Origin of the sequence: Paenibacillus sp. PAMC 26794 (genome assembly GCF_000316035.1) — a bacterium.
Lineage (GTDB): Bacteria > Bacillota > Bacilli > Paenibacillales > Paenibacillaceae > Paenibacillus.
Genome location: NZ_ANHX01000022.1, coordinates 138,462 through 164,684, shown reverse-complemented (window position 1 = coordinate 164,684; position 26,223 = coordinate 138,462). Strand labels below are relative to the sequence as shown.

At 45.2% G+C, this 26,223-nt stretch carries 25 protein-coding genes and 1 pseudogene; 25 read left to right on the top strand and 1 reads right to left on the bottom strand.

Annotated elements, in window-relative coordinates:
- From D829_RS30920 to D829_RS0112325, 5 genes and pseudogenes are all read left to right on the top strand, one after another.
- Window positions 1–773, top strand: a pseudogene (locus D829_RS30920) (DNA ligase); the annotation flags it as partial.
- Window positions 770–1,081 (top strand): EscU/YscU/HrcU family type III secretion system export apparatus switch protein, encoded by a 312-nt coding sequence (locus tag D829_RS0112340; RefSeq protein WP_017689206.1) that lies wholly within the window; start codon window positions 770–772, stop codon window positions 1,079–1,081. The pseudogene D829_RS30920 and the gene D829_RS0112340, both read left to right, overlap by 4 nt.
- On the top strand, window positions 1,075–1,473 hold the full coding sequence (locus tag D829_RS0112335; protein WP_017689205.1) for a YraN family protein: 399 nt from the start codon (window positions 1,075–1,077) through the stop codon (window positions 1,471–1,473). The genes D829_RS0112340 and D829_RS0112335 overlap by 7 nt, the downstream gene beginning before the upstream one ends.
- A gap of 174 nt (window positions 1,474–1,647) precedes the next feature.
- On the top strand, window positions 1,648–1,857 hold the full coding sequence (locus D829_RS34265; RefSeq protein WP_152417016.1) for a paeninodin family lasso peptide: 210 nt from the start codon (window positions 1,648–1,650) through the stop codon (window positions 1,855–1,857).
- A 525-nt stretch (window positions 1,858–2,382) separates the two neighbouring features.
- Window positions 2,383–2,934, top strand: coding sequence for a nitroreductase (locus D829_RS0112325; RefSeq protein WP_017689203.1), 552 nt, complete (start codon window positions 2,383–2,385; stop codon window positions 2,932–2,934).
- A 243-nt stretch (window positions 2,935–3,177) separates the two neighbouring features.
- On the opposite strand, the gene D829_RS0112320 is transcribed toward D829_RS0112325, so the two are convergent.
- Window positions 3,178–4,788, bottom strand: coding sequence for a YifB family Mg chelatase-like AAA ATPase (locus D829_RS0112320; RefSeq protein ID WP_017689202.1), 1,611 nt, complete (start codon window positions 4,786–4,788; stop codon window positions 3,178–3,180).
- Between the two features lie 479 nt (window positions 4,789–5,267).
- On the opposite strand from D829_RS0112320, the gene D829_RS0112315 reads away from it, so the two are divergent.
- The 20 genes from D829_RS0112315 to D829_RS0112215 all read left to right on the top strand — a co-directional run bounded on the left by D829_RS0112315 (window position 5,268) and on the right by D829_RS0112215 (window position 26,152).
- Window positions 5,268–5,723 carry a MarR family transcriptional regulator gene (locus tag D829_RS0112315; RefSeq protein WP_017689201.1) on the top strand — a complete coding sequence of 152 codons (456 nt, stop codon included), beginning with the start codon at window positions 5,268–5,270 and terminating at the stop codon, window positions 5,721–5,723.
- 243 nt (window positions 5,724–5,966) lie between these two features.
- A complete protein-coding gene (sucC, locus tag D829_RS0112310) occupies window positions 5,967–7,127 on the top strand; it encodes an ADP-forming succinate--CoA ligase subunit beta (protein ID WP_017689200.1) in 1,161 nt (386 codons plus the stop codon).
- A 63-nt stretch (window positions 7,128–7,190) separates the two neighbouring features.
- A complete protein-coding gene (gene sucD, locus D829_RS0112305) occupies window positions 7,191–8,120 on the top strand; it encodes a succinate--CoA ligase subunit alpha (protein WP_017689199.1) in 930 nt (309 codons plus the stop codon).
- A gap of 244 nt (window positions 8,121–8,364) precedes the next feature.
- Window positions 8,365–9,495 (top strand): DNA-processing protein DprA, encoded by a 1,131-nt coding sequence (gene dprA / locus D829_RS0112295; RefSeq protein WP_017689197.1) that lies wholly within the window; start codon window positions 8,365–8,367, stop codon window positions 9,493–9,495.
- A 116-nt stretch (window positions 9,496–9,611) separates the two neighbouring features.
- Window positions 9,612–11,711: a type I DNA topoisomerase gene (gene topA / locus D829_RS0112290; protein ID WP_017689196.1), complete on the top strand. Its 2,100-nt coding sequence runs from the start codon at window positions 9,612–9,614 to the stop codon at window positions 11,709–11,711.
- A gap of 57 nt (window positions 11,712–11,768) precedes the next feature.
- Window positions 11,769–13,106 carry an FADH(2)-oxidizing methylenetetrahydrofolate--tRNA-(uracil(54)-C(5))-methyltransferase TrmFO gene (gene trmFO / locus D829_RS0112285; RefSeq protein WP_017689195.1) on the top strand — a complete coding sequence of 446 codons (1,338 nt, stop codon included), beginning with the start codon at window positions 11,769–11,771 and terminating at the stop codon, window positions 13,104–13,106.
- 26 nt (window positions 13,107–13,132) lie between these two features.
- Window positions 13,133–13,675, top strand: a complete 543-nt coding sequence (hslV, locus tag D829_RS0112280; RefSeq protein ID WP_017689194.1) for an ATP-dependent protease subunit HslV — start codon at window positions 13,133–13,135, stop codon at window positions 13,673–13,675.
- Window positions 13,676–13,791: 116 nt separating this feature from the next.
- Complete coding sequence (hslU, locus tag D829_RS0112275; protein ID WP_017689193.1) at window positions 13,792–15,192, top strand: ATP-dependent protease ATPase subunit HslU; 1,401 nt, start codon at window positions 13,792–13,794, stop codon at window positions 15,190–15,192.
- Between the two features lie 981 nt (window positions 15,193–16,173).
- A complete protein-coding gene (flgB, locus tag D829_RS0112270; RefSeq protein ID WP_017689192.1) occupies window positions 16,174–16,581 on the top strand; it encodes a flagellar basal body rod protein FlgB in 408 nt (135 codons plus the stop codon).
- 6 nt (window positions 16,582–16,587) lie between these two features.
- On the top strand, window positions 16,588–17,037 hold the full coding sequence (gene flgC, locus D829_RS0112265; protein ID WP_017689191.1) for a flagellar basal body rod protein FlgC: 450 nt from the start codon (window positions 16,588–16,590) through the stop codon (window positions 17,035–17,037).
- Between the two features lie 58 nt (window positions 17,038–17,095).
- Entirely contained in the window at window positions 17,096–17,407 is a 312-nt protein-coding gene (gene fliE / locus D829_RS0112260) for a flagellar hook-basal body complex protein FliE (RefSeq protein WP_017689190.1), read from the top strand.
- A 137-nt stretch (window positions 17,408–17,544) separates the two neighbouring features.
- Window positions 17,545–19,128 carry a flagellar basal-body MS-ring/collar protein FliF gene (gene fliF / locus D829_RS0112255; RefSeq protein ID WP_017689189.1) on the top strand — a complete coding sequence of 528 codons (1,584 nt, stop codon included), beginning with the start codon at window positions 17,545–17,547 and terminating at the stop codon, window positions 19,126–19,128.
- A gap of 11 nt (window positions 19,129–19,139) precedes the next feature.
- Window positions 19,140–20,156 (top strand): flagellar motor switch protein FliG, encoded by a 1,017-nt coding sequence (gene fliG, locus D829_RS0112250; RefSeq protein ID WP_017689188.1) that lies wholly within the window; start codon window positions 19,140–19,142, stop codon window positions 20,154–20,156.
- Window positions 20,149–21,012: a FliH/SctL family protein gene (locus tag D829_RS0112245; RefSeq protein WP_017689187.1), complete on the top strand. Its 864-nt coding sequence runs from the start codon at window positions 20,149–20,151 to the stop codon at window positions 21,010–21,012. The genes fliG and D829_RS0112245 overlap by 8 nt, the downstream gene beginning before the upstream one ends.
- A complete protein-coding gene (gene fliI, locus D829_RS0112240) occupies window positions 20,999–22,318 on the top strand; it encodes a flagellar protein export ATPase FliI (protein ID WP_017689186.1) in 1,320 nt (439 codons plus the stop codon). Before D829_RS0112245 ends, fliI begins: the two co-directional genes overlap by 14 nt.
- Window positions 22,319–22,329: 11 nt before the next feature.
- Window positions 22,330–22,782 carry a flagellar export protein FliJ gene (gene fliJ / locus D829_RS0112235; protein WP_017689185.1) on the top strand — a complete coding sequence of 151 codons (453 nt, stop codon included), beginning with the start codon at window positions 22,330–22,332 and terminating at the stop codon, window positions 22,780–22,782.
- Window positions 22,783–22,825: 43 nt separating this feature from the next.
- The gene (locus D829_RS0112230) at window positions 22,826–23,767 is read left to right on the top strand and encodes a DUF4088 family protein (RefSeq protein WP_017689184.1); all 942 of its coding nucleotides are present in this window, start codon (window positions 22,826–22,828) and stop codon (window positions 23,765–23,767) included.
- Window positions 23,768–23,806: 39 nt separating this feature from the next.
- Window positions 23,807–25,195 (top strand): flagellar hook-length control protein FliK, encoded by a 1,389-nt coding sequence (locus tag D829_RS0112225; RefSeq protein WP_017689183.1) that lies wholly within the window; start codon window positions 23,807–23,809, stop codon window positions 25,193–25,195.
- A 19-nt stretch (window positions 25,196–25,214) separates the two neighbouring features.
- Complete coding sequence (locus D829_RS0112220) at window positions 25,215–25,772, top strand: flagellar hook capping FlgD N-terminal domain-containing protein (RefSeq protein WP_017689182.1); 558 nt, start codon at window positions 25,215–25,217, stop codon at window positions 25,770–25,772.
- A complete protein-coding gene (locus tag D829_RS0112215; protein ID WP_017689181.1) occupies window positions 25,769–26,152 on the top strand; it encodes a TIGR02530 family flagellar biosynthesis protein in 384 nt (127 codons plus the stop codon). Before D829_RS0112220 ends, D829_RS0112215 begins: the two co-directional genes overlap by 4 nt.
- Window positions 26,153–26,223 lie beyond the last annotated feature (71 nt).

The window sequence follows — 26,223 nt, the reverse complement described above, 5'->3', positions numbered from 1 at the left end:
GCGCGGGGGGGGGGGGGGTCCGGCGGCGTTTGCCAGCCGGCGCTGATGCGCCGCCGGCTGGCGGTAGTGCCGCAGCACCTGCGGGAGCTGCGGCAGTGCCCGCGCCTGTCACCCACGAGGGGGACCCGTGGGTGGGGCGCGTGCTGAAGCTGCTCGGTGCGGAGCACGAGCAGCAGGCCGTTCACGGCGCGGCAGCGCAGCCGCGCGTGGGGGATGCGGCGAGTCCGGCGAATGCGGACACGCTGAAGGGCTTGCTGCTGCAGCTTGCCAGCAGCGAAGGTGCACCGGCGGCCCTTAAGGATGCCGCCGGACAGGCCGTGCAATATCTGACAGGTCAGCAGTTATTGCTGACGACAGATCGCAGTGCTACATTTGCACAGATGCACTGGTTTATTCCGATCACTGGACCGGACGGGGAAGAAACGGCGTCTGTTCAGATTCAATCACGTCGTGGACCTCGTGGAGAGCTGGATGCGTCCAACTGCCGTCTATGGTTCGATCTTGACATGAAAAGTCTTGGGCCTACTCTGGTAGATGTCCATGTGGTTAATAACATTGTCAGTCTGCGTGTATTAAATGATCGCGAAGGAATGGGACCGCTCCTGGAGAGCGGACGAGAGGTAATCCATCAGGCATTGGACAAGCTGGGCTATCAACTGCTAACCTTCAAGGCGGAACCGTGGCCTGTGGGGCAGGAACCGGGCGCGGAACGAAAAACGAGGGCCTCGGACTATAGTCCTGAACGATACAAAGGGGTGGACTTGAAGGTATGAAAGACGAGTCGTCACAACCGGACCTGCTTTCCAAAAAGGCGGTTGCCCTAAAATATGTCCCTGGAGAGAGTGAAGCACCTGTTGTTGTAGCCAAAGGGCGCGGCAAAGTGGCAGAAGCCATTCTGGATAAAGCCAGAGAAAACGGCGTGGCTGTTCAGGAGGATGCAGCACTTGTGGAGGTACTCTCCAAGTTGGATCTGGATGAACAGATTCCATCTGAACTGTATCAACTAGTCGCGGAGGTGCTAACGTATGTCTACCGTGCAGATCGACTGGCCTCAGGACGTGAGGAAAATGAGTCATGGTAGAACGTAGATTGAGCCAGAAGCCAGGGTTAAAGCTCACACGACAGCAGAAAGGCCGATTAGGTGAAGAGGCTGCCTGTCAATGGTTGCGAGATAACGATTACCGAATCATTAAACAGAACTGGCGTTGTCGTAGCGGTGAGATTGACATCATAGCTTCCTGCGAGGGCCTGATTGTCTTTGTAGAAGTAAGAAGCAGAGGTGGAGCTGCTCAGTACGGCACACCTCAGGAATCGGTTGATATGCGAAAAATGCAACAGGTACGTTCAACCGCATCCTTGTATTTGCAAATGACGGGAGAGACGGAACTTCAGATCCGTTTTGATGTAATTGCCGTAATGCTTGATCGAGCAGGAGAGATTGTCTCTGTGAATCATATTGTTAATGCTTTTTAAGCATGACACTAGAAGTTATTGCTATGTATCTTTTTAATGTGAGTCGGTCAGTGATTTCGAAGTACAAGTTTAATTATGTCTTATCTTTGCATTCGTTTTAGTTTTAAAATTAGTTAATATACTAAAGCCGTAGTTCCTATTTATACAGGATCTGCGGCTTTTTTTGATTTAACTATGAAATCACCAAACAGAGGACAGAGCATCAATAATAAAATCATTTTATTTCAGAAATTTATAGATACAAAATGTATCATTTATAAAAAAGTATGGGAGTGCCCTCGGATGGAAGTGCTGGATATCAGCGAGACCATGAACGGTGGACAGGGGATTTGGCAATATGTTTGGGACGGAGAATTCTGGAAGCTTGAACTTATGGTCAGTTAATTTAAGAGGCTAAAGAGGAATGTTTGATCCATAAAAATAAATGGTGAGGTGTAGTGAGAAGATGCAGACAAGGTTCAAATGGATAATTCGACTAAGTCACTATCTTTATGTTTCATTTTGTTTGGAATCATGTATTCTGGAGTTTCTTATGCAGCCGATCCGTCTAGCCAGACGAGTGTATCAAGTACAACAAAATGGATTTTGTTAATGGCACGTTTGAAGGGGAGAGTTACGACGATTGATTACTCGTTGATATGATATGTGAATGAATAACATGAGAATAAAAGACGGTTCTGACTTGATGATCCCTCGTGGTGAATCAAGATTCAGAGTCGTCTTTTCTATTCGTAATGACCTTAACGGTAATGATCTCTGCCGCCCCTTTGAATCTCGCGATCAGATGGGTGTATAATCAAGAAGGTAAACTGGTATTTTTTTATATCATAAAGAAATTATATTGAATGTACTAGGCCGCGAATCACTATTGCGGTTGCGAATGATTTTATAAACAGGGAGGTACGGCCGATGAGTAAAGCTATGAAAACAACAAATGAAGTCAGAAATGCGATTCAAAACCGTCGTACGGTGAAAAAATTTAAAAAAGAAGCTGTTCCTACACAGCAGATTATAGAATTGCTGGACACCGCAGTCTGGGCTCCTAACCATAAACTGCGTGAACCTTGGAGATTTTTGTTGTTTACCGGAAATGGACGGAAGAAACTGGCTGAGGCTATTGACGCAGAAATGGGAGAAGACAACAAATTCTCAGCCAATATTATGCAAGTTCCATCCGTTATGCTTGTCGTGCTGGAAGAAGATCCAAGACAGAATATCTGGGACGAAGACTTCGCTGCGGTCAGTGCATTGGTTCAGAACTTTATGCTTGCAGCCTGGAGTGAAGAGATTGGAACGTTCTGGGTGACGAAGCCATTCTTGTACGCTCCCAAATTCCGCAAACCGCTTGGAATAGAGGCGGGAGAGAAGATTGTAGGCATGATTTATATGGGATACCCTGATGTTATTCCTTCTGCCAAAGAACGCACACCAGCCAAGGACAAAATCACTCTTTTTGAATAATAAATTATTGTAGACCTTAGCTATATACGATCCCCTTATGTTACAGGGAAATCTACGTACAAGTTCCTTTCTTCACAGAAGAGAAGGGCTTGTACGTTTTTTTGTCATGTTGGTGTATCCGCATTGTAGAATCTGCATAAGGAATCCTTCTCGATCTTCCTCTGCTGTCTACAGTTTCATGCCCATTTCACTGCCTTTGGGTAAATCGGCCTGTTCTTTTCTCCATATGCTTCTAAAATAGCTTCAAAATAAATTAAGATCCAATTGACGATACTGGATGGCTTCAGCCACATGAGCTGTCACAATTTCACCTTCATGGTCCAGATCGGCAATTGTCTGTGCCATCTTGATAATCCGATCATGTGCACGCATGCTCAGGTTTAACGTTTGCAGCGTTTGCTCTAACAGTTGCTCTGCCTCTTGGGGGAGATGGATCGTCCGTCGCAAAAGCGTGCCCGAAAGCTGACTATTCCAACGAACCGAACTTTTGGCATAACGTGTAGCCTGAATTTGATGAGCATGGATGACTTTTGCCTGCATTTCTGCAGAGGAAGGTGAGGCAGCTGATTTACGCCACTCGCCTGGTGGAGGAACCTCGACCTGAAGATCGATACGATCCAGCAATGGTCCTGAAATTTTGGCCCGATACGCGGCAACACGGGCGGGACTGCATATACAGCGCTGCTCCTCCGAATGAGCGGACAGATATCCGCAGGGACAGGGATTCATGGAACATGCAAGCATGAACTGGGCCGGAAAGGTGAATGCAGCACGAGCCCGACTAATTGTCACTGTGCGATCCTCTAACGGCTGCCTTAATACCTCCAGCACTTGGCGCTGGAATTCAGGTAATTCATCCAGAAACAATATACCCCGATGGGCAAGGCTTACTTCACCCGGTTTTGGGATACCACCGCCTCCAATCAGACCAGAGGTGGATATCGTGTGATGCGGGGAACGAAAAGGTCTGTCTGCAATTAGGCCTTGAGGCGCTTCTTTCAACTTGCCTGCGGCACTTAATACTTTGGTGACTTCCAACGCTTCATCTTCTGACAAGGGAGGAAGGATGGAAGGCAGACGTTTGATTAACATCGTTTTGCCCGTGCCTGGCGGTCCAACGAGCAGTATGTTATGCATGCCGGCTGCAGCAATCATAAGCGCGCGTTTTACATGATGTTGCCCCAGAACATCGCTATAGTCATCTGCGCAAAATAACGTTTGTTCCGGCCTTCTATCCGCCACCCTTTGAGTCTTATCTGTTATAGGAACAGCGAGGTGAGCATAATTTTTTAATACGACCGGTCCTGCACTAGCTTTATTTGGCACTCCAACCGAACTCGCAGATTGATCTAAGTTTTCCGGTGCGATATCTTGCAAATGACGAATGCCAAACACCTGGATACCTCGAATCAGTGACGCTTCTTCCACGTTATCCAAAGGCAGGAGCACGGACGTAAAGCCTTGTCGTTTGGCCAGATCCACCATAGATAAAATGCCGGGCACAGACCTGATCGAACCGTCCAATGCCAGTTCGCCAACGACTAGTGTCCGTTCCTGGGGAGGAAGTACAAGCTGGCCGCTTGTCATAAGTAAACCAATAGCAATGGCTAGATCAAAGGAAGATCCCTCCTTGCGCAGATCAGCGGGGGCCAGATTAATTGTGATCCGCTGTAAAGGATACTGATATCCGCAGTTTTTAATCGCTGCACGGACACGTTCAACGGCCTCACGAATGGCTGAATCCGGTAAACCGATGATGGATGTCTGTGGCAGACCATTGGATAAATCGGTTTCCACCTCAATCAGAACGCCATCAATTCCGTATAAACACGCACTGTGTAATTTTCCGTACATGACAAAGAAACACCTCACTCGATTCTTGACTCCGCATAACACGGGCCAGTCTACGAATTAAGGTGCTTCCTCAGCTTCTATTAAGCATTTTATATAAAAGGAATCATGGAGTCAACCTGTCTTATCATTGCTGTAGTTATCTTTCCTGATCCCTGAATTTTATTTCTGGAAGGAAATCATTGAATAGCTTTGGCGAAAATGGTTACGTATAAACTTTCATTATGATTTTCAAATTTGGCCCGAGAAAACGCGGTTTTATTCCATGGACCTTATGTATTTTTTTTATCGAATTATGAGATGTACTTACTGGTCATCTATTCGTATTTATATTTTACACAATATAATTTATCATTATTAAATTGAATAGTAAAATCATTTGTGCTCAATTATTCTGTTTTTTTTCTAATTTGTGATAAGATAGATTTATAGTTCCTTTTTTATAAGGAATAGAATGCACAATAGGCAGGTGAGAAAGACATATGCAGACTGACAGTTTGAAGCTGGATAACCAATTATGCTTTGCCATATATGCTTGTTCACGTGAGATTACGAAGATGTACCAGCCCTATCTGGAGGTGCTCGGCGTAACGTATTCACAGTATCTGGTTCTGATGGTATTGTGGGAACGTGAAGAATGTACGGTTAAGGAGATCGGGGAGGCTCTCTATCTCGATTCGGGAACGTTGACACCACTTCTCAAACGGTTGCAGTCAGCAGGACTTATTAATCGCGAACGCTCTGCTCAGGATGAACGAAAAGTATTAATTACATTAACCGACTCCGGCCGTGAGCTGCGGAACAAGGCATTGTCCATACCTGAATCCATTCAGGGAGATGCGTGTTTGAACAGTACAGAGTTTGAAGCATTGCTGGGTCAGTTCAAAGGGTTGCTGGAGAAAGTTCACGAAACCAACACTAACGCAGCCAAAAAATAAAATGAGTTTTACATCAAGGAAACCTTAGCTTTTAGCTGAGGTTTTTTTCCATATATACCCAAGCATTCACAATATGGGATCATACTCATATCAAAATACTGTCTATTAACCATTAGTTTTTTAAGGAAAGCGTTTTAAAAACGTGTTACAATGAATTGGGCTTGAGTGAAAATAGTCAACATTTGTCTTTCGTTAGTCTACCAACCCGCCTTGTTGCAGTCATGTTGATAGGAGGATTCGAGAATGAATATCCATGAATATCAAGGAAAAGAATTACTGAAACAGTATGGAGTTACCGTTCCAAACGGAAAGGTTGCTTATACAGTAGATGAAGCGGTCGCGGCCGCTGAGGCATTGGGCAGTTCAGTGACTGTTGTCAAAGCACAGATTCACGCAGGTGGCCGGGGTAAAGCCGGTGGCGTAAAAGTGGCGAAGAGCACGGATGAAGTTCGTGCCTATGCTTCCGAAATTCTGGGCAAAGTATTGGTAACACACCAGACTGGACCAGAAGGAAAAGAAGTAAAACGTCTTCTGATTGAAGAAGGATGCGATATCCGCAAAGAGTATTATGTGGGTGTTGTTGTGGACCGTGCCACGGGCCGTGTAGTTATGATGGCTTCCGAAGAAGGCGGTACTGAGATTGAAGAAGTAGCTGAAGCTACACCTGAGAAAATTTTCAAAGAAATCATTGACCCTGCCATTGGATTGCAAGTGTTCCAGGCCCGTAAACTGGCTTACAGCATTAAGATTCCGAATGAACTGGTGAACAAAGCTGTTAAGTTCATGCTCGCGCTGTACACTGCATTTGTCGAAAAAGATTGCTCTATTGCCGAGATCAATCCTCTCGTTGTTACCGGAGATGGAAACGTTATCGCGCTAGATGCGAAATTGAACTTTGACTCCAACGCCCTGTTCCGTCACAAAGACATTTTGGAACTGCGTGACCTGGATGAAGAGGATGAAAAAGAAATCGAAGCTTCCAAATACGACCTCAGCTACATAGCACTTGATGGCAACATCGGCTGTATGGTCAATGGTGCGGGACTTGCGATGGCAACGATGGACATTATCAAATACTACGGTGGAGACCCGGCCAACTTCCTTGACGTTGGGGGCGGTGCGACAACGGAGAAGGTGACTGAAGCATTTAAGATCATCTTGTCCGATGCCAAAGTAGCTGGGATCTTTGTTAACATTTTCGGTGGCATCATGCGCTGTGATGTTATCGCCAATGGTGTTGTTGAAGCCGCGAAGCAGCTTGGCCTGACCAAACCGCTGGTTGTTCGTCTTGAAGGAACTAACGTGGAGCTTGGCAAACGTATTCTGGGTGAATCTGGCCTGAATATCGTTCCTGCTGATTCCATGGCCGATGGTGCACAGAAAATTGTTGCCCTCGTAAAATAAGTTCATTCCTTAGTACCGGAGCTGTCCGGGAATTGAAAAATAACCGTAAGGATGTGAAGCAACGTGAGTATTTTGATCGATAAAAATACAAAAGTCATTACGCAAGGCATTACGGGTTCAACGGGAATGTTCCACACGAAGGGCGCATTGGACTACGGAACCCAGATGGTAGGCGGAGTTACACCGGGTAAAGGCGGAACTAATGTGGATATCACGTTGGAAGACGGTACAGTAGCTAGTCTGCCGGTGTTCAACACTGTGAAGGAAGCGAAGGAAGCTACAGGCGCAACAGCGAGCGTCATTTACGTTCCTCCTGCATTTGCAGCAGATTCCATTATGGAAGCTGTTGATGCTGAGCTGGACCTCGTAATCTGTATTACAGAAGGTATTCCGGTTCTTGACATGATCAAGGTTGACCGCTTCATGGAAGGTAAAGATACTGTCCTGATCGGACCAAACTGTCCAGGTGTCATTACACCAGGCGAATGTAAAATCGGTATCATGCCTGGTTATATCCATATGGCAGGGCACGTGGGCGTTGTTTCCCGTAGTGGAACACTTACCTATGAAGCCGTTCATCAACTGACGACACGTGGCATTGGACAATCTTCTGCTGTAGGAATCGGGGGAGACCCTGTAAAAGGCTCCGAGTTCATTGATATCCTCAAACGGTTCAATGAAGATCCACAGACTCATGCGGTCATCATGATTGGTGAGATTGGTGGTACAGCTGAAGAGGATGCTGCAGATTGGGTACGTGAAAACATGACCAAACCGGTTGTTGGCTTTATCGGTGGCGTAACAGCGCCTCCAGGCAAACGGATGGGCCATGCTGGAGCTATTATCTCTGGCGGTAAAGGTACAGCCAAAGAGAAAATTGCGAAGCTGGAATCATGTGGAATCAAAGTAGCACCAACTCCTGCTGAGATGGGTTCGACTTTGGTGAGTGTACTTGAGGAACGCGGTATTTTGAATTTGTGCACGACACATTAATTCTTTTTCGTTATAATAGAAGAAACGGCTCGGAAATGATTTATTTCTGGTAGACCGACTATTATGGTTACGGAAAAGGTAAGCAACCTTTTGTCCTTGAACAGGGCGAAGGGTTGCTTTTTTGCGTTTTTTTTACGGGAAAAGGGGGAGGAATTGTCTCTCGTCTGCGTAAACGCTTGCATTCCGTGGTCACTTAACACACAATATGAGGGAAGATCTCTTCCCGCTTTGGGAGGTTTATGGTATGGAAGAACGATGGATCTTGTTTGGGTTACATGAGATGGAGGGCATTGGCAAGAAAACAATCTCGAAACTGATTCTGGGACAACATGAATTACCGGAACTATTGAATTATGGGGAAAGCGACTGGGTCGCAGCAGGCTTGCGCAAAGATCAGGCTGCACGTTTGACTAGCCAATTTACTATCGATTGGATTGAGAGTCAAAGAGAACACGTTTACAATCAGGGGATAGAGGTTATTACTTATCTGGATCAGAATTATCCCATATTAATGAAGGAAACCGTTCAGCCTCCCTGGGTAATGTATGGTCGAGGGGATATAAGTTTGCTACACAACTCGTCCATTGCAATGGTGGGAACTCGTATGCCAACCGTCTATGGGCGCAAAGTCGGTGAGAAGCTGGCAGAGCAATTATGCAATGCAGGACTGACGATTGTAAGCGGGCTTGCCCGCGGTATTGATAGCGTGTGTCATGATGCAGTACTACGTGCTAAAGGAAAGACGATTGCAGTATTCGGAACAGGGATTGATAATATATACCCACCCGAAAATACAAGTCTCGCTGAGCGAATCGCGGAGACGGGGCTACTTTTGTCGGAATATCCACCAGGTACGAGAGCGCGCCAGGGATTATTTCCGGAACGGAATCGAATCATTGCCGGTCTGACACTGGGAACATTGGTTGTTGAGGCTGACATTCGCAGTGGTTCACTCATTACAGCAGATGCTGCGCTTGAAGCAGGCAGGGATGTATTTGCAGTCCCTGGACCTATTACATCGCCGAAGAGTCGGGGGGCACACAATCTTATCCGTCAAGGGGCCAAATTGGTCACTTGTGCAGCAGATGTATTGGAAGAGTATCGATTGGGCTTGCCAAATGCAGAACAACTTCCTTACAATAGAGGACGTTCGACTGAAACAACTGAGCCTTCCGGGCGAGGGATATTCGCTGAGGTTAAGCTCTCTCCAGATGAACAACGCGTGATTTATCTGTTGGAACAGGGAGAACAATCATTGGATCAACTGGTTGAACTGCTTGGTTGGGATTTTGGACATTTGCATTCAGTTCTGTTATCTTTAATCATAAAAAAGCAGATTAGCCAATTACCAGGCACTAAATACGCGAGGGTATGACGAAGCTACAACCTACGCAGTGTGTGGAAATATATAATTAGCAGAAGTTATTAACTATGCATAAGCTTACAGAAACAGTTTCATGACAGTTTCATGACTGAGAGGAGGATGAACCTATGGCGGATGCACTCGTAATCGTGGAGTCGCCCTCAAAGGCGAAGACGATAGGCAAATATTTAGGCAGCAAGTTCATCGTGAAAGCTTCGATGGGACATGTTCGCGATTTGCCAAAGAGTCAGATCGGCGTTGAGGTGGAGAATGATTTTAATCCGAAATATATTACGATTCGCGGCAAAGGTTCAATTTTGAAAGAACTGAAGGATGCACGAAAGAAAGTGAAAAAAGTGTATCTCGCAGCTGACCCGGATCGCGAAGGCGAGGCTATTGCATGGCATTTAGCCCATGCTCTGGATCTGGACGAAACGGCAGATTGTCGGGTTGTATTTAATGAAATTACTAAACAGGCGGTCAAAGATGCGTTCAAAACGCCGCGGAAAATCAATATGGATTTGGTTAATGCGCAGCAGGCAAGACGTATTCTGGATCGGCTTGTTGGATATAAAATTAGTCCGTTATTATGGAAGAAAGTGAAAAAAGGTTTGTCTGCAGGCCGGGTTCAGTCCGTGGCTGTTAAAATCATTTTAGATCGCGAAAATGAAATTGATGATTTTGAGCCGGAAGAATACTGGAGCATTACCGCCAAACTGACAGCAGACGGCAATCCGTTTGAAGCCAAGTTTCATAAACTGAACGGGGCCAAAACAGAGCTGGGCAGTGAAGCGGAAGTGCAAGCGATCTTGAAACAGATCGAAGGTGCAGACTTTACGATCAAGGAAGTTAAAGAGAAAGAACGGAGCCGTAACCCTTCTGCCCCGTTTACGACGAGCTCTCTACAACAAGAAGCGGCGCGTAAATTGAATTTCAGAGCTTCCAAGACGATGTCGGTCGCCCAACAACTATATGAAGGTGTAGACCTTGGAAAAGAAGGCACAGTAGGTCTCATCACGTATATGCGTACGGACTCCACACGAATTGCGGCATCTGCACAAGAAGAAGCCAAAGAATATATCGTTGGTAAGTATGGTGAGCCATTTGCACCTGAGACTCCACGAAACTATTCCAAAAAAGCAGCTAATGCTCAGGATGCGCATGAAGCGATTCGTCCAACTTCAATTCTGCGTGACCCTGACTCAATCAAGTCATTCATGAGTCGCGATCAATTCCGGTTGTATAAACTGGTATGGGAACGTTTTGTAGCGAGCCAGATGTCTTCGGCTATTCTGGATACACTCTCTGTAGATATTGCTGCGGGGGACACCATTTTCCGTGCAGCAGGTTCGAAGGTGCGGTTCCAAGGTTTCATGAAGGTATATGTTGAAGGAAACGACGATGGTACAACCGATGAAGATCGTCTGCTGCCTCCGTTGAAAAGTGGAGATGTGCTTGAGAAGCAGGAGATTGAGCCAAAACAGCATTTTACACAACCGCCACCCCGATATACGGAGGCAAGGTTGGTTAAGACGCTTGAGGAATTGGGTATAGGGCGTCCGAGTACATATGCGCCAACACTGGAGACCATTCAGAAGCGCGGATATGTTGCGATAGAGGAAAAGAAATTCATGCCAACGGAGCTTGGTGAACTGGTCATCGAACAGATGGAAGAGTTTTTCCCGGAAATTCTGAATGTAGAGTTTACCGCAAACATGGAAGGTGATCTTGACCATGTGGAGGAAGGTTCCGAGGATTGGGTCAAAGTACTCGCAGAATTCTATGAAACTTTTGAGAAACGCCTTGAGTTTGCGGAAGAAGAAATGAAAGAAATCGAGATTGAAGACGAAGTATCGGATGAGATCTGTGAGAAGTGCGGCAAACCGCTAGTTTATAAACTCGGACGTTTTGGCAAGTTTCTTGCGTGCTCTGGCTTCCCTGATTGCCGAAATACCAAACCGATTATCAAGGATATCGGCGTGACTTGTCCGAAGTGTAAGGAAGGTCATGTTGTTGAGCGTCGTAGCAAAAAAGGACGTATTTTCTACGGTTGTGACAAATATCCTGAATGTGATTTTGTCTCATGGGACAGACCTTCAGCCAAACCATGTCCAAGTTGCGGATCGCTAATGATTGAAAAGCGGAACAAAAAGGGAGCACGATTGCAGTGTACTTCATGTGATCATCAGGAGCCGGTGGATGAACCGGATGACGAATCAGCGGATTAATATATATGCGAATCAATTTTAGTGAATTTTGAAATTGTTTTATGGGGGTAAATGATTTTGACATATGAACAACAAGTAACCGTTATTGGTGCCGGGCTGGCAGGAACAGAAGCGGCCTGGCAGATTGCAAGTCGCGGCGTACGCGTTAAATTATACGAGATGAGACCTGTTGTGAAAACGCCAGCTCATCATACGGATAAATTTGCAGAACTGGTATGTAGCAACTCGCTGCGTGCGAATGGATTGACGAATGCAGTGGGTGTGCTAAAAGAAGAAATGAGAATGCTCAATTCTCTTGTATTGTCAGCAGCAGACAAACATGCAGTTCCCGCAGGTGGGGCACTTGCTGTGGACCGGGATGGATTTTCAGGTGAGATTACATCCACGTTGCACCAGCATCCGCTCATCGAAGTGGTGAATGAGGAACTAACTTCTCTGCCGGAAGATGGCATCGTTGTTGTTGCAACGGGGCCACTGACTTCACCTGCATTGTCTGAGCAAATCAAGGCACTTATGGGGGAAGAGTATTTCTACTTCTATGATGCAGCTGCACCGATCATCGAAAAAGATTCAATTGATATGAATAAGGTGTATCTGGCTTCCCGTTATGATAAAGGCGAAGCGGCATATCTGAACTGTCCGATGACAGAAGAAGAGTTTGATGTCTTCTATGAAGCTCTCATTACTGCTGAAGTCGCTCAATTAAAAGAGTTTGAGAAAGAAATCTACTTTGAAGGTTGTATGCCAATCGAAGTGATGATGAAACGCGGAAAACAGACAGCTCTGTTTGGTCCCATGAAACCAGTAGGTCTGGTTAACCCTCATACAGGAGAGTTGCCACATGCGGTTGTTCAACTTAGACAGGACAATGCAGCTGGAACCTTGTATAACTTGGTGGGCTTCCAGACGCATCTGAAATGGGGAGAACAAAAACGTGTCTTTTCCCTTATTCCTGGACTTGAAAATGCAGAGTTCGTTCGTTATGGCGTAATGCACCGTAATACATTTATTAACTCTCCTAAACTGCTTCTTCCGACGTATCAGTTTAAAGAGCGTCCAAACCTGTTCTTTGCAGGTCAGATGACGGGTGTAGAAGGATATGTGGAATCTGCTGCATCAGGGCTGATTGCCGGCATGAACGCAGCCAAAGTAGCACTTGGGCAGGAACTGGTGGTATTGCCGGTAGAAACAACACTTGGCAGTATGGCTCAGTATATTACAACTGCTGACTTCAAGCATTTCCAACCAATGAACGCAAACTTTGGTTTGTTGCCGAAGCTTGAAACAAAGATTCGTAACAAAAAGGAAAAAAATGAAGCTCTTGCACAGCGTGCACTGGATGGCATTACTAGTTTTGCTGCGGCAGAAGGTCTAACTGTTCCGGAACGCGTATAAATTATTCGTGGGAGGATGCTGATATCATGGATATGTCATTTCATGCTACAACGATCTGTGCTGTTCGTCATAATGGTAAGGCTGCAATAGCCGGAGATGGTCAAGTGACCATGGGCCAAAGTGTTGTGATGAAGAATACAGCCAAGAAGGTAAGACGTTTGTACCGCGGACAGGTTGTTGCTGGCTTTGCTGGTTCTGTGGCGGATGCGATCACCCTGTTTGAAAAATTCGAAGGTAAGCTGGAGGAGCACCATGGTAACTTGCAGCGTGCTGCTGTAGAGCTTGCCAAGGATTGGCGTCAGGATCGGATCTTGCGTAAGCTTGAGGCACTCTTGATTGTAATGGACAAATCAGGTATGCTGCTCATTTCAGGCGGCGGGGAGATTATTGAACCGGATGATGACGTTATTGCTATCGGATCAGGTGGAAACTTCGCCTTATCTGCTGCGCGTGCGTTGAAACGTCATGCAGTAAACCTGGAAGCAAAAGATATTGCGCGTGAATCGCTTCAGATTGCTTCGGAGCTATGTGTATATACCAATAATAATATTATTGTAGAAGAGTTATAAGCCAAAGAAATCTCCCGTAGTGGAGCATGATTCTGTAATCTGCTCCAGGACGTCTAGGGGATTCTTTGTCCTTGTTAGGAAAAATAAATTCAACATACTGGTAGGAGGGAAGCAATATGAATACTCAAGCGTTAACACCGAGACAGATTGTTGCAGAGCTTGACAAGTATATTGTAGGTCAAAAGAAAGCTAAAAAATCGGTAGCCGTAGCCCTTCGTAATCGTTATCGGCGTAGCCTTTTGCCTGAGCACACTCAGGACGACATTGTGCCTAAAAATATCTTGATGATTGGACCTACCGGTGTGGGTAAAACGGAAATCGCCCGTCGCCTTGCTAAACTGGTAGGTGCGCCATTTGTGAAAGTGGAAGCTACCAAGTTCACCGAAGTAGGTTACGTTGGCCGTGACGTTGAATCGATGGTGCGTGATCTGATTGAGACATCACTGCGTATGGTGAAGCTGGAGCGGACTGAAAAAGTGAAGGACAAAGCTGAAGAAGCTGCCAATGAGCGAATTGTACATATTTTGGCTCCTTCACAGTCGAAGTCCAAAAGTCAGCGTAATCCCTTTGAGATGATCTTTGGGAATAATGGCAACAACGTTCAGGAACAGGATGAGCCAGAACCGGACACTGGGGTTGCCGAACGCCGCCGTAAGATCAAGTTTGATCTGTTATCTGGCAAGTTGGAGGATGACATCATTGAAATTGATGTGGAGGACACTGCGCCTAACATGATGGACATGTTTGCTGGACAAGGTAATGATCAGATGGGCATGAACATGCAGGAGATGTTTGGTAGCCTCTTACCTCGTCGTACGAAAAAGCGCAAGCTCGTCATCAAAGAAGCGCGTAAAGTGTTGATCCAGGAAGAAGCAGGAAAATTGATCGACATGGATGATGTTACTCAGGAGTCCATTCGCCGGGCGGAGCAGACAGGTATCATTTTCATAGATGAAATCGACAAGGTTGCCAGTCAAGGACGCGGTAGTGGACCCGATGTATCCCGTGAGGGTGTGCAACGTGACATTCTGCCTATCGTAGAGGGCTCTACAGTAATGACGAAGTATGGTCCTGTCAAAACGGATTATATTCTGTTTATGGCAGCTGGCGCATTCCACGTCGCCAAACCCTCTGATCTGATTCCTGAGCTTCAGGGACGCTTCCCGATTCGTGTGGAACTAAGCAGTCTAACACTGGAGGAGTTTGTATCCATTCTGACTGAACCCCAAAATGCACTGACCAAGCAGTATGTTGATCTGTTGCGGACAGAGAATATTGAGATTGAGTTCTCGGATGAGGCCATTCGCGAGATTGCCAAATTGGCTGAATCCGTCAATCAAAATACAGAAAATATAGGTGCACGTCGATTGCATACGATTCTTGAAAAGCTTTTGGAGGATTTATCCTTTGAGGCACCTGAGCTTACACTGGAACGTATGGTGATTACTCCGGAGTATGTCCGGGAGAAATTAAATGATATTGCGCTTGATCGTGATCTGAGTCAGTATATCCTGTAACATGCGGATAGCAATGTAGTTGTTAAAATGATGCTATAAATGAACGGTATGCACGAGAGTAGAGAACATTTGTGTGATCGACAAAGGGTAGCAATCCTTTAGCGAATCACAAGGGTCCTCTTACTTGACGCATATCGTTTATTTTTGTTTCTATCTAAAGGATTTCGATGTTATAACCGATAAAAGATGTGGGGTTGTTATACGGATCGACAAAACCTAGGACTTGTGCCGCATGAAATCGAAGTTAAAACCTATCGGAGTGGTAGTTATTCCTCTTTTCCACATCCAATTATTCCCAATAAAAGACTTTTCCTTATTCCAAGTCTGGTCATCGGTTTAGTCGATAGATTGGTAAATGTTGCGTAAATGCGCAAAAGGATGAATTATAGAAAAGTGTGAAGCCACTAATTGTTTTCTTGATATTAAAATATATAGACCCCACTTAATTGTTAAGAAAGTGTTGTGTAGGAAAGGGGAATTTTCTTCATTCTTGAAAGATAACTTGTCAATTGATTAAGATACAGCTTTATATGTATACCTATCAAATTGTCCATAAACCCTTAGTGTAACGGCAAAAAATTCTAACATTATCAACTATTAAATATTCGAAAATATACATAATTACAGGCGTTATACGCTCATGTTGAGACTCGAAAGTTTTTTTTAATTTTAAGAATGTTTAAGAACAATAAGGGAGAGTATTAACATACTTTTGTTTTGGGCCCGAACATTTACGGAAAAATTCATAATTTGCAGAAAATACACAAAAAGCCATGTCTTTCAGAAAAGATAGGGCTTTTTTCTTATTGTAATATATCCCAAACTCGAAGAAACTTATGTTATACGACAACATCAGAGTTAATTCTACTTAAGTCCTAGAAAACCGTGTAAAATCGAATGTTTTTGTCGAAAAACAATAAGAATTTTCATGGAAAAAGATTCAATCTTTTTCCATAACTTCTAAAAGAGAGGAGGGGGATTGTGAATCTTTTAAATGATATTAGCTTTAAAAGATTGCAAGGTGCACTCGATGCGTCCAACATCAGGCAAGGAACGATTGCTGACAACATCGCAAATGCCGATACCCCGTATTTCAAGCGCTCGGACGTTTCTTTTGAAGAAATGTTGCAAAGGCAAATGAATGGAGATATGCCTGTTCTTAAAGGTAAAGTGACTGATGCAAGGCATTTTGTCATAGGTCCTTCCTCTTCCGTACCAACGCCAGTAGTTAATATGGACCAGTCAACCTCTATGAATAACAACGAAAACAATGTCGATATCGACAGAGAAATGAGTCTTCTGGCGGAGAATCAGTTGCGTTATAACGCTTATATTCAGCAAGTGAACGAACAAATTAAAATCATGCGTGTTGGCGTGGAAGGGAGATAACCTAAATTGAACATTAGTAATAGTTTTAGCATCAGTAGCTCAGCTCTGACAGCCCAACGGTTGCGGATGGACGTTATATCTTCCAACATTGCCAACGCAGAGACGACGCGCGCGAGCGTATCCAATGGTGAAGCGGTCCCTTACAAACGTAAAATGGTTGTGCTTGAGCCGAATAAAACGTCATTTGGTACGATGCTGCAAAATCAGATGAGAGGTAGCGGTTCAGGAGATGGGGTAAGGGTAACGGAGATTCGCGAGGATCAGTCACCTTTGAAACCTGTGTATGACCCTTCTCATCCGGATGCCAACGCAGAAGGATATGTATTTATGCCTAATGTGGATATTGCGAAAGAAATGGTCGACATGATTTCTGCTTCCCGTTCCTATGAAGCAAACGTAACAGCACTGAATTCAACCAAAGCGATGATCTCCAAAGCTTTGGAGATTGGAAGATAATCTGCTTTGAAATGAAAATAAGAAAAATACAAACCAGGGATGAAGGGGAGGGACATTAATGATTCAGAACAACATGTTTAGCACACAGGGGATACAACCGCTACAGATGAAGAGTGCAACCGAAAGTAAGCCTTCTACACCAGCCGAAACCATTCAGAGCTTCGGTACATACTTACAGAATGCATTAGGGTCCGTCGCAGCACAGGAGGCTCAATCGCATGAAATGTCGAATCAATTTTTGGTCGGCAAAGCGAATGTGGATCAAGTGATGATTGCTTCAGAACAGGCCTTGTTAAGTCTACAACTCACAACTCAAGTCCGAAACAAAGTGGTCGAAGCATACCAGGAAGTTATGCGAACGCAGTTATAAAATAACCTACTTGCGCTTCGATAATAGCGCTGATCATTACAACAAAGCAGCTGCGATGCTGCTCCTGATCGTCAACCTATGAAACGGCCAGGGTTGAGTAAGGACAGACTAAGCAAAGTTTCGGATGGGGTGACAGAGTGAATGAGAGAATCGCCCAGTACAGGGATAAGGCATTCCAGTATTGGAATAGTTTTAGCAAAAAGCAAAAAGTATTATTTATATCCACCTTCCTGTTCCTGATTTTGGCTGCTGTTGTACTCACGATGCAATTGTCCAAAACGGAATATGAAGTTGCTTTTACAGATTTGAATGCAAGTGATTCAGCGGGCGTGATCAGTTATCTCGATTCATCTAGCATTCCATACAAATTAAGTTCAGATGGCAAGACCATATCCGTACCGAGTACAAGTGTTGCAATTGCAAAGGTGAATGTTGGATCTCAAGGGATTATTCAGAATGGTTCATTAGGGTATAAGTCATTCGAGGAGTCATCATCCCCCATCGGGATGACGGATAAAGAGTTTGATGTAAAGTACAACAACGCTATAAACGGAGAAGTTGAACAGTTACTTCAGCGGATGCAAGGGATACAGGATGCTAAAGTACTGGTTAATATGCCGAAAGATAACATTTTTGCTGGTTTAGAAGAACAAGACAAAGCATCAGCATCGGTAGCTCTCCAATTCAAACCGGGTTATCACCCAAATCAGCAAGCGGTAGATGGCTACTTTAACTTGGTCAAGACTGCAATTCCTAATCTGCCTGTTGAGAACATCACAATTACAAACACAGATGAAGCAGAATTGATTCCAACTGCCCGAGGTGGCAGTGGCGGGTTGTCTTCCGAAGTTCAAGAGAACATGGCATTACAGAAAAAGTTTGAAAACGATGTCCGTAATAACGTAAAGCAATTCCTTTCCCAGATTGTAGGCGAAGACAAAGTTAATGTTTTGGTAGCCTCCAAGCTTAATTTTGACAAAGAAACACGTAAGGAAAATCTGGTCACACCTGTTGATGTAGATAATATGAAAGGCATCGAGATCAGTGTGCAGGAGATTCAAAAGAGCTACACTGGCGCAAGCAACCCAACAGGTGGTGTTGCTGGTACAGGACAAGAGGAAGTTCCGGGTTATCCATCATCTGATGCAACAGGTAACTCCACCTCAGAAGAATCATCAAGCACGATAAACTACGATGTTAATCGAATTGCCAAGGATATTATTTCCAGTCCGTATACTGTAAAAGACTTAACCATTAACGTTGCAGTTGAACCACCGAATGGAGAAACAGAATTACAGGGACCGGTTCAGGACGCAATTGAGAACATTTTGGTTAACATTGTTCGTGCTTCACTGGCAGACTCAGGCACTGTAATAAGTGACGCCGATCTGACAAAGAAAGTTTCAGTCATGTCACAAGGATTCCAGACTGCCTCTGCAGACAATACAGGTTTCCAGCTTTCCTCAACGATGATGTGGGGTGGAGGCGCACTCATAGCGGCATTGATCGCAGCGGTTGTTATTTTGTTAGTACGCCGTCGCCGCAAACAAAACGAAGTCGAAGAAGAAGAGATTCCTCTTCCAATAGCAACAGAGTTCCCGTCCATTACGCTGGACAGTGTAACGAACGAAAGTCAGGTGCGCAAACAATTGGAGAGTTTGGCCAAGAAAAAGCCAGACGAATTCGTCAATCTGCTGCGTACATGGCTGGCTGACGAATAGAGGTGAACGCATTGGCGAAGGCAAGCAGTCAAGGTTTGACTGGGAGACAAAAAGCAGCAATTTTATTGATTACATTAGGTCCGGAAGTATCGGCTCAGATCTTCAAACATCTGCGTGATGAGGAGATTGAGCAACTTACGTTGGAGATTGCCAACGTTCGCAAGGTTGATTCTTCCGAAAAGGACATGATCATGGCCGAGTTTCACCAGATCTGTCTGGCGCAGGAATATATTTCTCAGGGCGGTATCAATTATGCGAGAGAAATCCTGGAGAAAGCTCTGGGTTCTTCAAAAGCACTTGAAGTCATTAACCGTTTGACAGCTACGCTGCAAGTCAGACCGTTTGACTTTGCACGCAAAGCGGATCCAAATCAAATCTTGAACTTTATTCAGAATGAAAGTCCGCAAACGATCGCGCTGGTTCTGTCTTATCTTCAGTTTGAACAGGCTGCGGCGATTCTGTCATCCTTGCCACAAGAGAAACAGGCAGAAGTCGCTCGCCGGGTGGCAATTATGGATAGTACTTCGCCAGAAGTTATCTCTCAAGTGGAGCGGGTACTGGAACAGAAGTTATCTTCTACCGTAACGCAAGATTACACCAATGCGGGTGGTATCGAATCGATCGTTCAGATTCTGAACGGCGTCGATCGGGGTACAGAGCGTACCATCTTGGACTCGCTCGAGATTCAGGATCCGGAGCTTGCGGAGGAAATCAAAAAACGCATGTTTGTATTCGAAGATATCGTCAATGTGGATGATCGTTCGATCCAGCGTATTATTCGGGATATCGACAACGCAGATTTGCAACTCGCCCTCAAGGTGGCAAGCGAAGAGGTTCGGGATGCTGTGTTCCGGAACATGTCAAAGCGGATGTCCGAAACATTCAAAGAAGAGATGGAGTTTATGGGGCCTGTGCGATTGCGTGATGTTGAGGAAGCTCAGACACGTATCGTAGGAACGATACGCAGATTGGAAGAAGCCGGTGAGATCATTATCGCACGCGGTGGAGGAGATGATATCATTGTCTAATTTGATTAAATCTTTCCAGTATGTACCCGTTGATGACCGTAAACGGCTTGAAAATCATCATCATTATGGTGGTGCTGAGGAGTCTGAAACGGAATTATACGGTGATAGTGCTGAAGGTTCTGAAGCAGAAACGCTTCAAGCACGCGTGGACGAAGAAACACAACGTCTTACCGCAGAAATGCTGGAAGATGCCAAGGAGTTTGCAGAAAAGCAAGTACGTGAAGCTTCAGAAGAGGCAGAGCGCATGCTTCAAGAGGCCCGTGAACAGATCGACAGCTGGTGGCAGGAACAACGACAACAGGATGAACATCTGACCGAAGCGCTTCGTTCACAAGGTTTCCAACAGGGTTTTGAAGAAGGCAAAGTACAAGCTGAACTGGATCTCCAGGTGCAGATCGAAAAGATGATGATTGAAGCCCAGGAAGTGCTCAAGGAAGCTTATGTAGCTAAAGATCAGATCATTCAGGAAGCCGAACCGTTTCTCGTGGAGCTCGCTTGCGGGATCGCTGAGAAAGTCATTGATAAGCAACTTACCATTGAACCCGATCATACATTGGAACTGATTCGTCAGAGTTTGGCACGTAAACGGGAGCAGGGTTTAATTACACTTTGTGTAGCTCCTGATCAGTTTACATTTGTACAGGCAGCTCGTGAAGAATTATCTCTGTCCATTGACTCTCAGGCAGAATTGCAGATTTTGCCTGATTCAACGGTCAAAGATAAGGGATGTGTCATTCGTTCATCGTTCGGAAGTGTAGATGCGAGAATTGATACACAGCTTGCTGAGATTAAAAAAGAACTGGTCCGCATAGCACTTGAGGATGAGGAGCGAAAAAATCAACATGAAGGTTCTTAGTTCACAGCGATATATGGAACATTTGCGCCAATTCGATCCTGTTCGTATTAACGGCAAAGTTACTCAGGTCATCGGTCTTATGGTGGAGTCTGAAGGGCCAGATGCAAGTATCGGTGACGTATGTTATATCTATCCTGGTAAATCGGCCAAACCTCTTCAGGCTGAGGTCGTTGGGTTTCGAGATAACAAAGTGTTGCTTATGCCACTGGGTGAACTTCAATCCATCGGTCCTGGTTGCGATGTAGTAGGTACAGGTAAACCACTTGGGGTTCAGGTGGGTTCCGAGTTGCTCGGTAAAGTGCTGGACGGACTTGGACAACCGCTGGACGGTTCCCTCCTTCCATCCAGAATGCCGATGTACTCCACATCCAATACACCGGTTAATCCAATGGATCGTCCACGTGTACTTGAAACCATGAGTGTCGGTGTCAGAGCTATCGATGGACTGTTGACCGTAGGTAAGGGACAGCGTGTAGGTATATTCGCCGGTTCAGGTGTTGGTAAGAGTACATTGATGGGCATGATTGCTCGCAATACAGCAGCAGATGTCAATGTCATCGCGCTTGTGGGTGAACGTGGACGTGAGGTTCGCGACTTTATCGAACGGGATCTGGGTCCAGAAGGATTGGAACGTTCCGTAGTTATTGTTGCAACATCAGATCAGCCTGCCCTGATTCGGATTAAGGGAGCGGTTATCGCAACCACTATTGCAGAGTATTTCCGAGATCGTGGAATGAACGTGATGCTCATGATGGATTCGGTAACCCGATATGCGATGGCACAAAGGGAAGTTGGTCTGGCCGTAGGTGAACCTCCGGCAATGAGAGGATATACGCCATCGGTATTTGCAAGTTTGCCCAAACTGCTTGAACGGGCGGGTACAGGACCTACCGGTTCGATTACAGCCTTTTACACCGTTCTGGTCGATGGGGATGACATGAATGAACCGATCGCGGATGCGGTAAGGGGTATTCTGGATGGGCACATTGTGTTAAATCGATCCATTGCAAATAAAGGTCATTTTCCAGCGATTGATGTGTTAGCCAGCATAAGTCGTGTTATGAAGGATATTGCTCCGGAAGAGCAGTTGGAAGCCGTTAATAATATGAAACGTTTGATGGCTGTGTACAAAGAATCGGAAGATTTGATCAATATTGGAGCTTACCAGCGGGGATCAAATGCAGCCATAGATGAATCGATAGACCAGATTGATAGTATATGGAACTTTACCAAGCAGAAAGTCGACGAGAAAGTCACTTTAAGTGAAGTACAGGAACGTTTGATTCTTGAATTTGCAAGGAGATGAATGGGTAAACGATGAAATTTCGATATCATTTCCAGAAAGTTGTTGACCTGAAGAGTAATGAAAAAACACAGGCAGAGTGGATGTTATCCACAGCGATCGGTAAACTTCAGACGGAGGAAGAACATCTGATACAACTTCTTAATGATAGAAGTAATCTGATCGGCATTATCCAATCTGCTACGGAAAATACAGCGTCTGTAAACAGTCTGCAGGAGATGCAGCGTTATGTACATCACCTTGACGAGTGCATTTCACGCAAAAACAGTGATGTTAAACATGCTCAGGTCAATGTGCAACGGAATCAGACGTTTCTGAACGGTAAGATGGTTGATGAAAAAGTATGGCTTGGAGCGAGAGACAAGGCCAAGATCACATTTCAGCAGGAGATGCTCCTCCGGGAACAGAACGATCTGGACGAGATGGCTACTGTACGCTTCGCTGCCAAAGCCGGACGCGCGAATTGATGTGAGCCGGACGCGAAGTTGTCTCGTGAAGGAGGAATGAACGATGGCTGTTAAAGATGATAGCGACATGGAAAAAGAGTCGGGAGGCGGTTGGGAAAAATTTCTCATGATTTCAATCCCGATTGTATTCACCGTAGTACTGCTAGGCGTACTACTTACGCTATTTAATGTAGATATTCGTAATAATTTGTTTGAATTCGCCAACAAGATACCGGTAGTCAAGGAATGGGTACCTGATCCTGTACTGGATCCGGAGAAGGAGAAGCTGGAGAAGAGTGAGCAGCAGGTTGAAAGTGCTGAAGCCACAATCGAAAAGCTGAAATCCCAAGTAACTGCCAAAGAAACAGAGCTCAAGGCAGCACAGGAAGCGACAACAACCGAAGCAAAGAAGGCCACGGACCTTCAGAAAAAGTTGGATGATGCGGAAAAAGCGGCTGAAACGGCTACAGCAGCAACGCCGGAAACGGAATCTGATTATCAAAAACAAATCAAAGATTTGGCTAAAATGTATGCTGACATGAGCCCAAGCAAAGCTGCACCGATTTTGCAAAATATGACGAATGAGGAAATGGTATTGTTGTTGAATTCCATGCAGTCATCTGCTCGGACCAAGGTGCTTGAAAAGATGGACCCGAAAACAGCAGCCGATGTCACTATGATGATGAAGGATGCTAAACCGTCCGGGGATCTGGCACTGGATGCGCTGCAATCCAGATTGAAGAAAGAAACCGCAGCAACTTCAACTGCATCCACAACCACAAGCAAAAACCTGGATAAAAACCAGCTTAGTCAAACATTTGCTTCGATGTCTGCTTCAAGTGGTGCCAAGCTATTATTGGAAACATACAAGTTAAGTCCTGACAAAACATTGACCATCCTGAATTCAGTAGATGATGCAACACGCTCTCAATTGCTTGAGAACATGTCTTCAGAGGACTCGGTTGAAACTGCAAAAATTTTGAACAGATTAATGGGTAACAAGTAGAGCTGATTACACTGTATAACCGAGAGGAGGTGAAAATAAATGTCGATTGTATATCAAATGGCATCCACAGCATCTGCAAAAGCAACAGGAGCAGGTCAGACAACCGGAGCACAATCGAAAGGTTCAGCTGCAGGTGCTAGTGGTGAATTTCTCCAAACTCTTGCACAATCGCTATCTGGAGGAAACACAGAAGGTGATAGTTCAAGCGCTACTGGAAGCTTAACTGCCAATCCGTTGGTGTTTTCCTTTGCTACAAGTGAAGAAGGAGAAGCGGCATCAATCACGGCTATACTGAATTCGTTGTTCACGGACTTGGATGTGCTTGACGAAGCTTTGGAAAATGACCCAGCTCTACTTGCAGGTTTGCAAACTCTGATTCAACAGATGTATACACAATTAAGTAATCCTTCAGGTACTAATGCAGAAGGTTCCGACGAGTCTTCGAACGGAGCGGAAAGCGTAAAAACAGTACCCGCAATTGAACTGTCGCAGCATCCGGCAGCCGTACGGTTTGTTCTGCAAGATATGCTTACACAATTAGTAGCTGGAATGAATGATCCTGAGAGAAACGTTGCGAAGAACGCTCCTGAATTCAAACAGTTGTTACAATCTCTGCAGAGTCAGCTTCAAGAGGCTGGAGTAGATACTACGAGTAACAAAGGATGGACTGAACTGAAATCCATACTGGATACATTGACTGCAGTTAAGGATCAGACTGCACAGGTCGCTCCAAGTAATTCGTTTCAAACATCCAAACAGGATTCGGTCGTACCACAAGTTCTTGTTGCGGCAGTGGCGAATTCTGGAACCCAGGTGAAAGCTGAGGCTGAGACAACATCTGCTTCAAATGCAGGTGGAGAAGTGGAACACTCCACCATCATTACTGCAGGAGAGCTGTCCTTGCGTTCATCAGGTACTACAGCAGGAAAACCGGCTGAACCTGTAATGCAAACATCACAGTTTGCCAAGGAAATGACACAGTTTGTTGTTAACAAGCTGGATATTGTCCAGCAAAAAGGATTTTCCGAGGCGACCATCTCACTTCGGCCTGAGCATCTAGGTAAATTGGATGTTCAAATTACCTTGCAGAACGGGCAGTTGGTTGCACGGTTTATGACTGAGCATACGATGGCCAAAGACATGCTTGAACAACAAATGACGCAGCTGCGTTCTTCACTTCAAGCCCAGGGAATTCAAGTGGAACGACTTGAGGTTACCCAGAACAGTTCAATCGGATCACAGATGTATCAGGACGGAGGCCGTCAGCCGGGAAGTAACTCTCAGCAACAACGCCGTTCGCGTGAGCGTGAGGAACAATCGGATGATGCTATAGCTACAGCTGGGATTCAAGAAGAATTGCGTAACTGGCGTAGCGAGCAAGTCGAAGGAAATGAATTACAGAGAGATACGTTTAGTGCTAAGGCTTAAACAGAAATGAGGTGAGCAAATGGCTAATGAAAATGTTTCAATGAATAATACCTGGCCGAACTATTCGGCAGCCAATAAAGCAACCACAAGTGCTGCAACAAAAGAATTGGGTAAAGATCAGTTTCTAAAAATCCTGATTACCCAGCTGCAAAATCAAGACCCGATGCAGCCAATGGAGGATAAGGAATTTATCGCTCAAATGGCACAGTTCAGCTCAGTGGAACAACTAGTCAATATTTCTACGCAGCTTAAAACATTGAACCAGTCCCTTGGTGCTGTATCCGGTATGATTGGCATGGAGGTAAGTTGGCTTTCTTCTAATAAAGATGATAACGGAACTCTTCGTCAGGGTATTGTAGATTCCATCATTGTAAGAGATAGCGTTCAATACGCAAAAGTGGGCAACGACGAGATTAAGCTGGATGAGATCATTCAGGTGAATTATCCAAAACAGGCAGAAGAGAGTCAAACTCCGGTACAGAACGTTCAGGATGTAACTCCTGAAACGAACGAGAGCCAGGAAGTTGAATCATCCGCTGAAACGGGTGATACGGAAGATAGCGGGAAAACGATATGAGTGATCGCATAACGGTTGGACAATTATACGCAGGCCCGATTACACCGAATATGCTTCAAAGACCCAAAACGGGAGAAGCTTCGACTATACCCGAAAAACCTTTTGCAAAAGTGCTGGAAGATAATCTTCTGAAATTGAGCAATCATGCTGCCAAACGATTGGAACAGCGTGGTATTGAACTCAAGACCGAGCAAATGGAACAGATTGGTTCTGCTTTGGACAAAGCTGCTGCCAAAGGAGCCAAAGAGTCATTGATTTTAATGCAGGATATGGCTTTTATCGTCAATGTCAAAAATCGTACTGTGGTTACAGCTATGGATAGTGAAAGCATGAAGAATAATGTGTTCACTCAGATTGATAGTGCCGTAATCATTTCTTGACCGGCTGGCCCTTCTCGGGAGCCGGAATGCCGCTGACCGACTGATGCGGTAACCAAATGAAGACTGGGAGG

Excerpts from the sequence above, each read along its gene's own strand:
- D829_RS0112220 (WP_017689182.1), top strand. The coding sequence starts at position 25,215 with ATGGCTAATGAAAATGTTTCAATGAATAATACCTGGCCGAACTATTCG.
- D829_RS0112225 (WP_017689183.1), top strand. The coding sequence starts at position 23,807 with ATGTCGATTGTATATCAAATGGCATCCACAGCATCTGCAAAAGCAACA.
- D829_RS0112335 (WP_017689205.1), top strand. The coding sequence starts at position 1,075 with ATGGTAGAACGTAGATTGAGCCAGAAGCCAGGGTTAAAGCTCACACGA.
- topA (WP_017689196.1), top strand. The coding sequence starts at position 9,612 with ATGGCGGATGCACTCGTAATCGTGGAGTCGCCCTCAAAGGCGAAGACG.
- D829_RS0112215 (WP_017689181.1), top strand. The coding sequence starts at position 25,769 with ATGAGTGATCGCATAACGGTTGGACAATTATACGCAGGCCCGATTACA.
- D829_RS0112230 (WP_017689184.1), top strand. The coding sequence starts at position 22,826 with ATGGCTGTTAAAGATGATAGCGACATGGAAAAAGAGTCGGGAGGCGGT.
- hslU (WP_017689193.1), top strand. The coding sequence starts at position 13,792 with ATGAATACTCAAGCGTTAACACCGAGACAGATTGTTGCAGAGCTTGAC.
- D829_RS0112315 (WP_017689201.1), top strand. The coding sequence starts at position 5,268 with ATGCAGACTGACAGTTTGAAGCTGGATAACCAATTATGCTTTGCCATA.
- D829_RS0112320 (WP_017689202.1), bottom strand. The coding sequence starts at position 4,788 with ATGTACGGAAAATTACACAGTGCGTGTTTATACGGAATTGATGGCGTT.
- fliJ (WP_017689185.1), top strand. The coding sequence starts at position 22,330 with ATGAAATTTCGATATCATTTCCAGAAAGTTGTTGACCTGAAGAGTAAT.
- D829_RS0112340 (WP_017689206.1), top strand. The coding sequence starts at position 770 with ATGAAAGACGAGTCGTCACAACCGGACCTGCTTTCCAAAAAGGCGGTT.
- hslV (WP_017689194.1), top strand. The coding sequence starts at position 13,133 with ATGGATATGTCATTTCATGCTACAACGATCTGTGCTGTTCGTCATAAT.
- fliE (WP_017689190.1), top strand. The coding sequence starts at position 17,096 with ATGATTCAGAACAACATGTTTAGCACACAGGGGATACAACCGCTACAG.
- sucC (WP_017689200.1), top strand. The coding sequence starts at position 5,967 with ATGAATATCCATGAATATCAAGGAAAAGAATTACTGAAACAGTATGGA.
- fliI (WP_017689186.1), top strand. The coding sequence starts at position 20,999 with ATGAAGGTTCTTAGTTCACAGCGATATATGGAACATTTGCGCCAATTC.
- D829_RS34265 (WP_152417016.1), top strand. The coding sequence starts at position 1,648 with ATGAAATCACCAAACAGAGGACAGAGCATCAATAATAAAATCATTTTA.
- dprA (WP_017689197.1), top strand. The coding sequence starts at position 8,365 with ATGGAAGAACGATGGATCTTGTTTGGGTTACATGAGATGGAGGGCATT.
- D829_RS0112325 (WP_017689203.1), top strand. The coding sequence starts at position 2,383 with ATGAGTAAAGCTATGAAAACAACAAATGAAGTCAGAAATGCGATTCAA.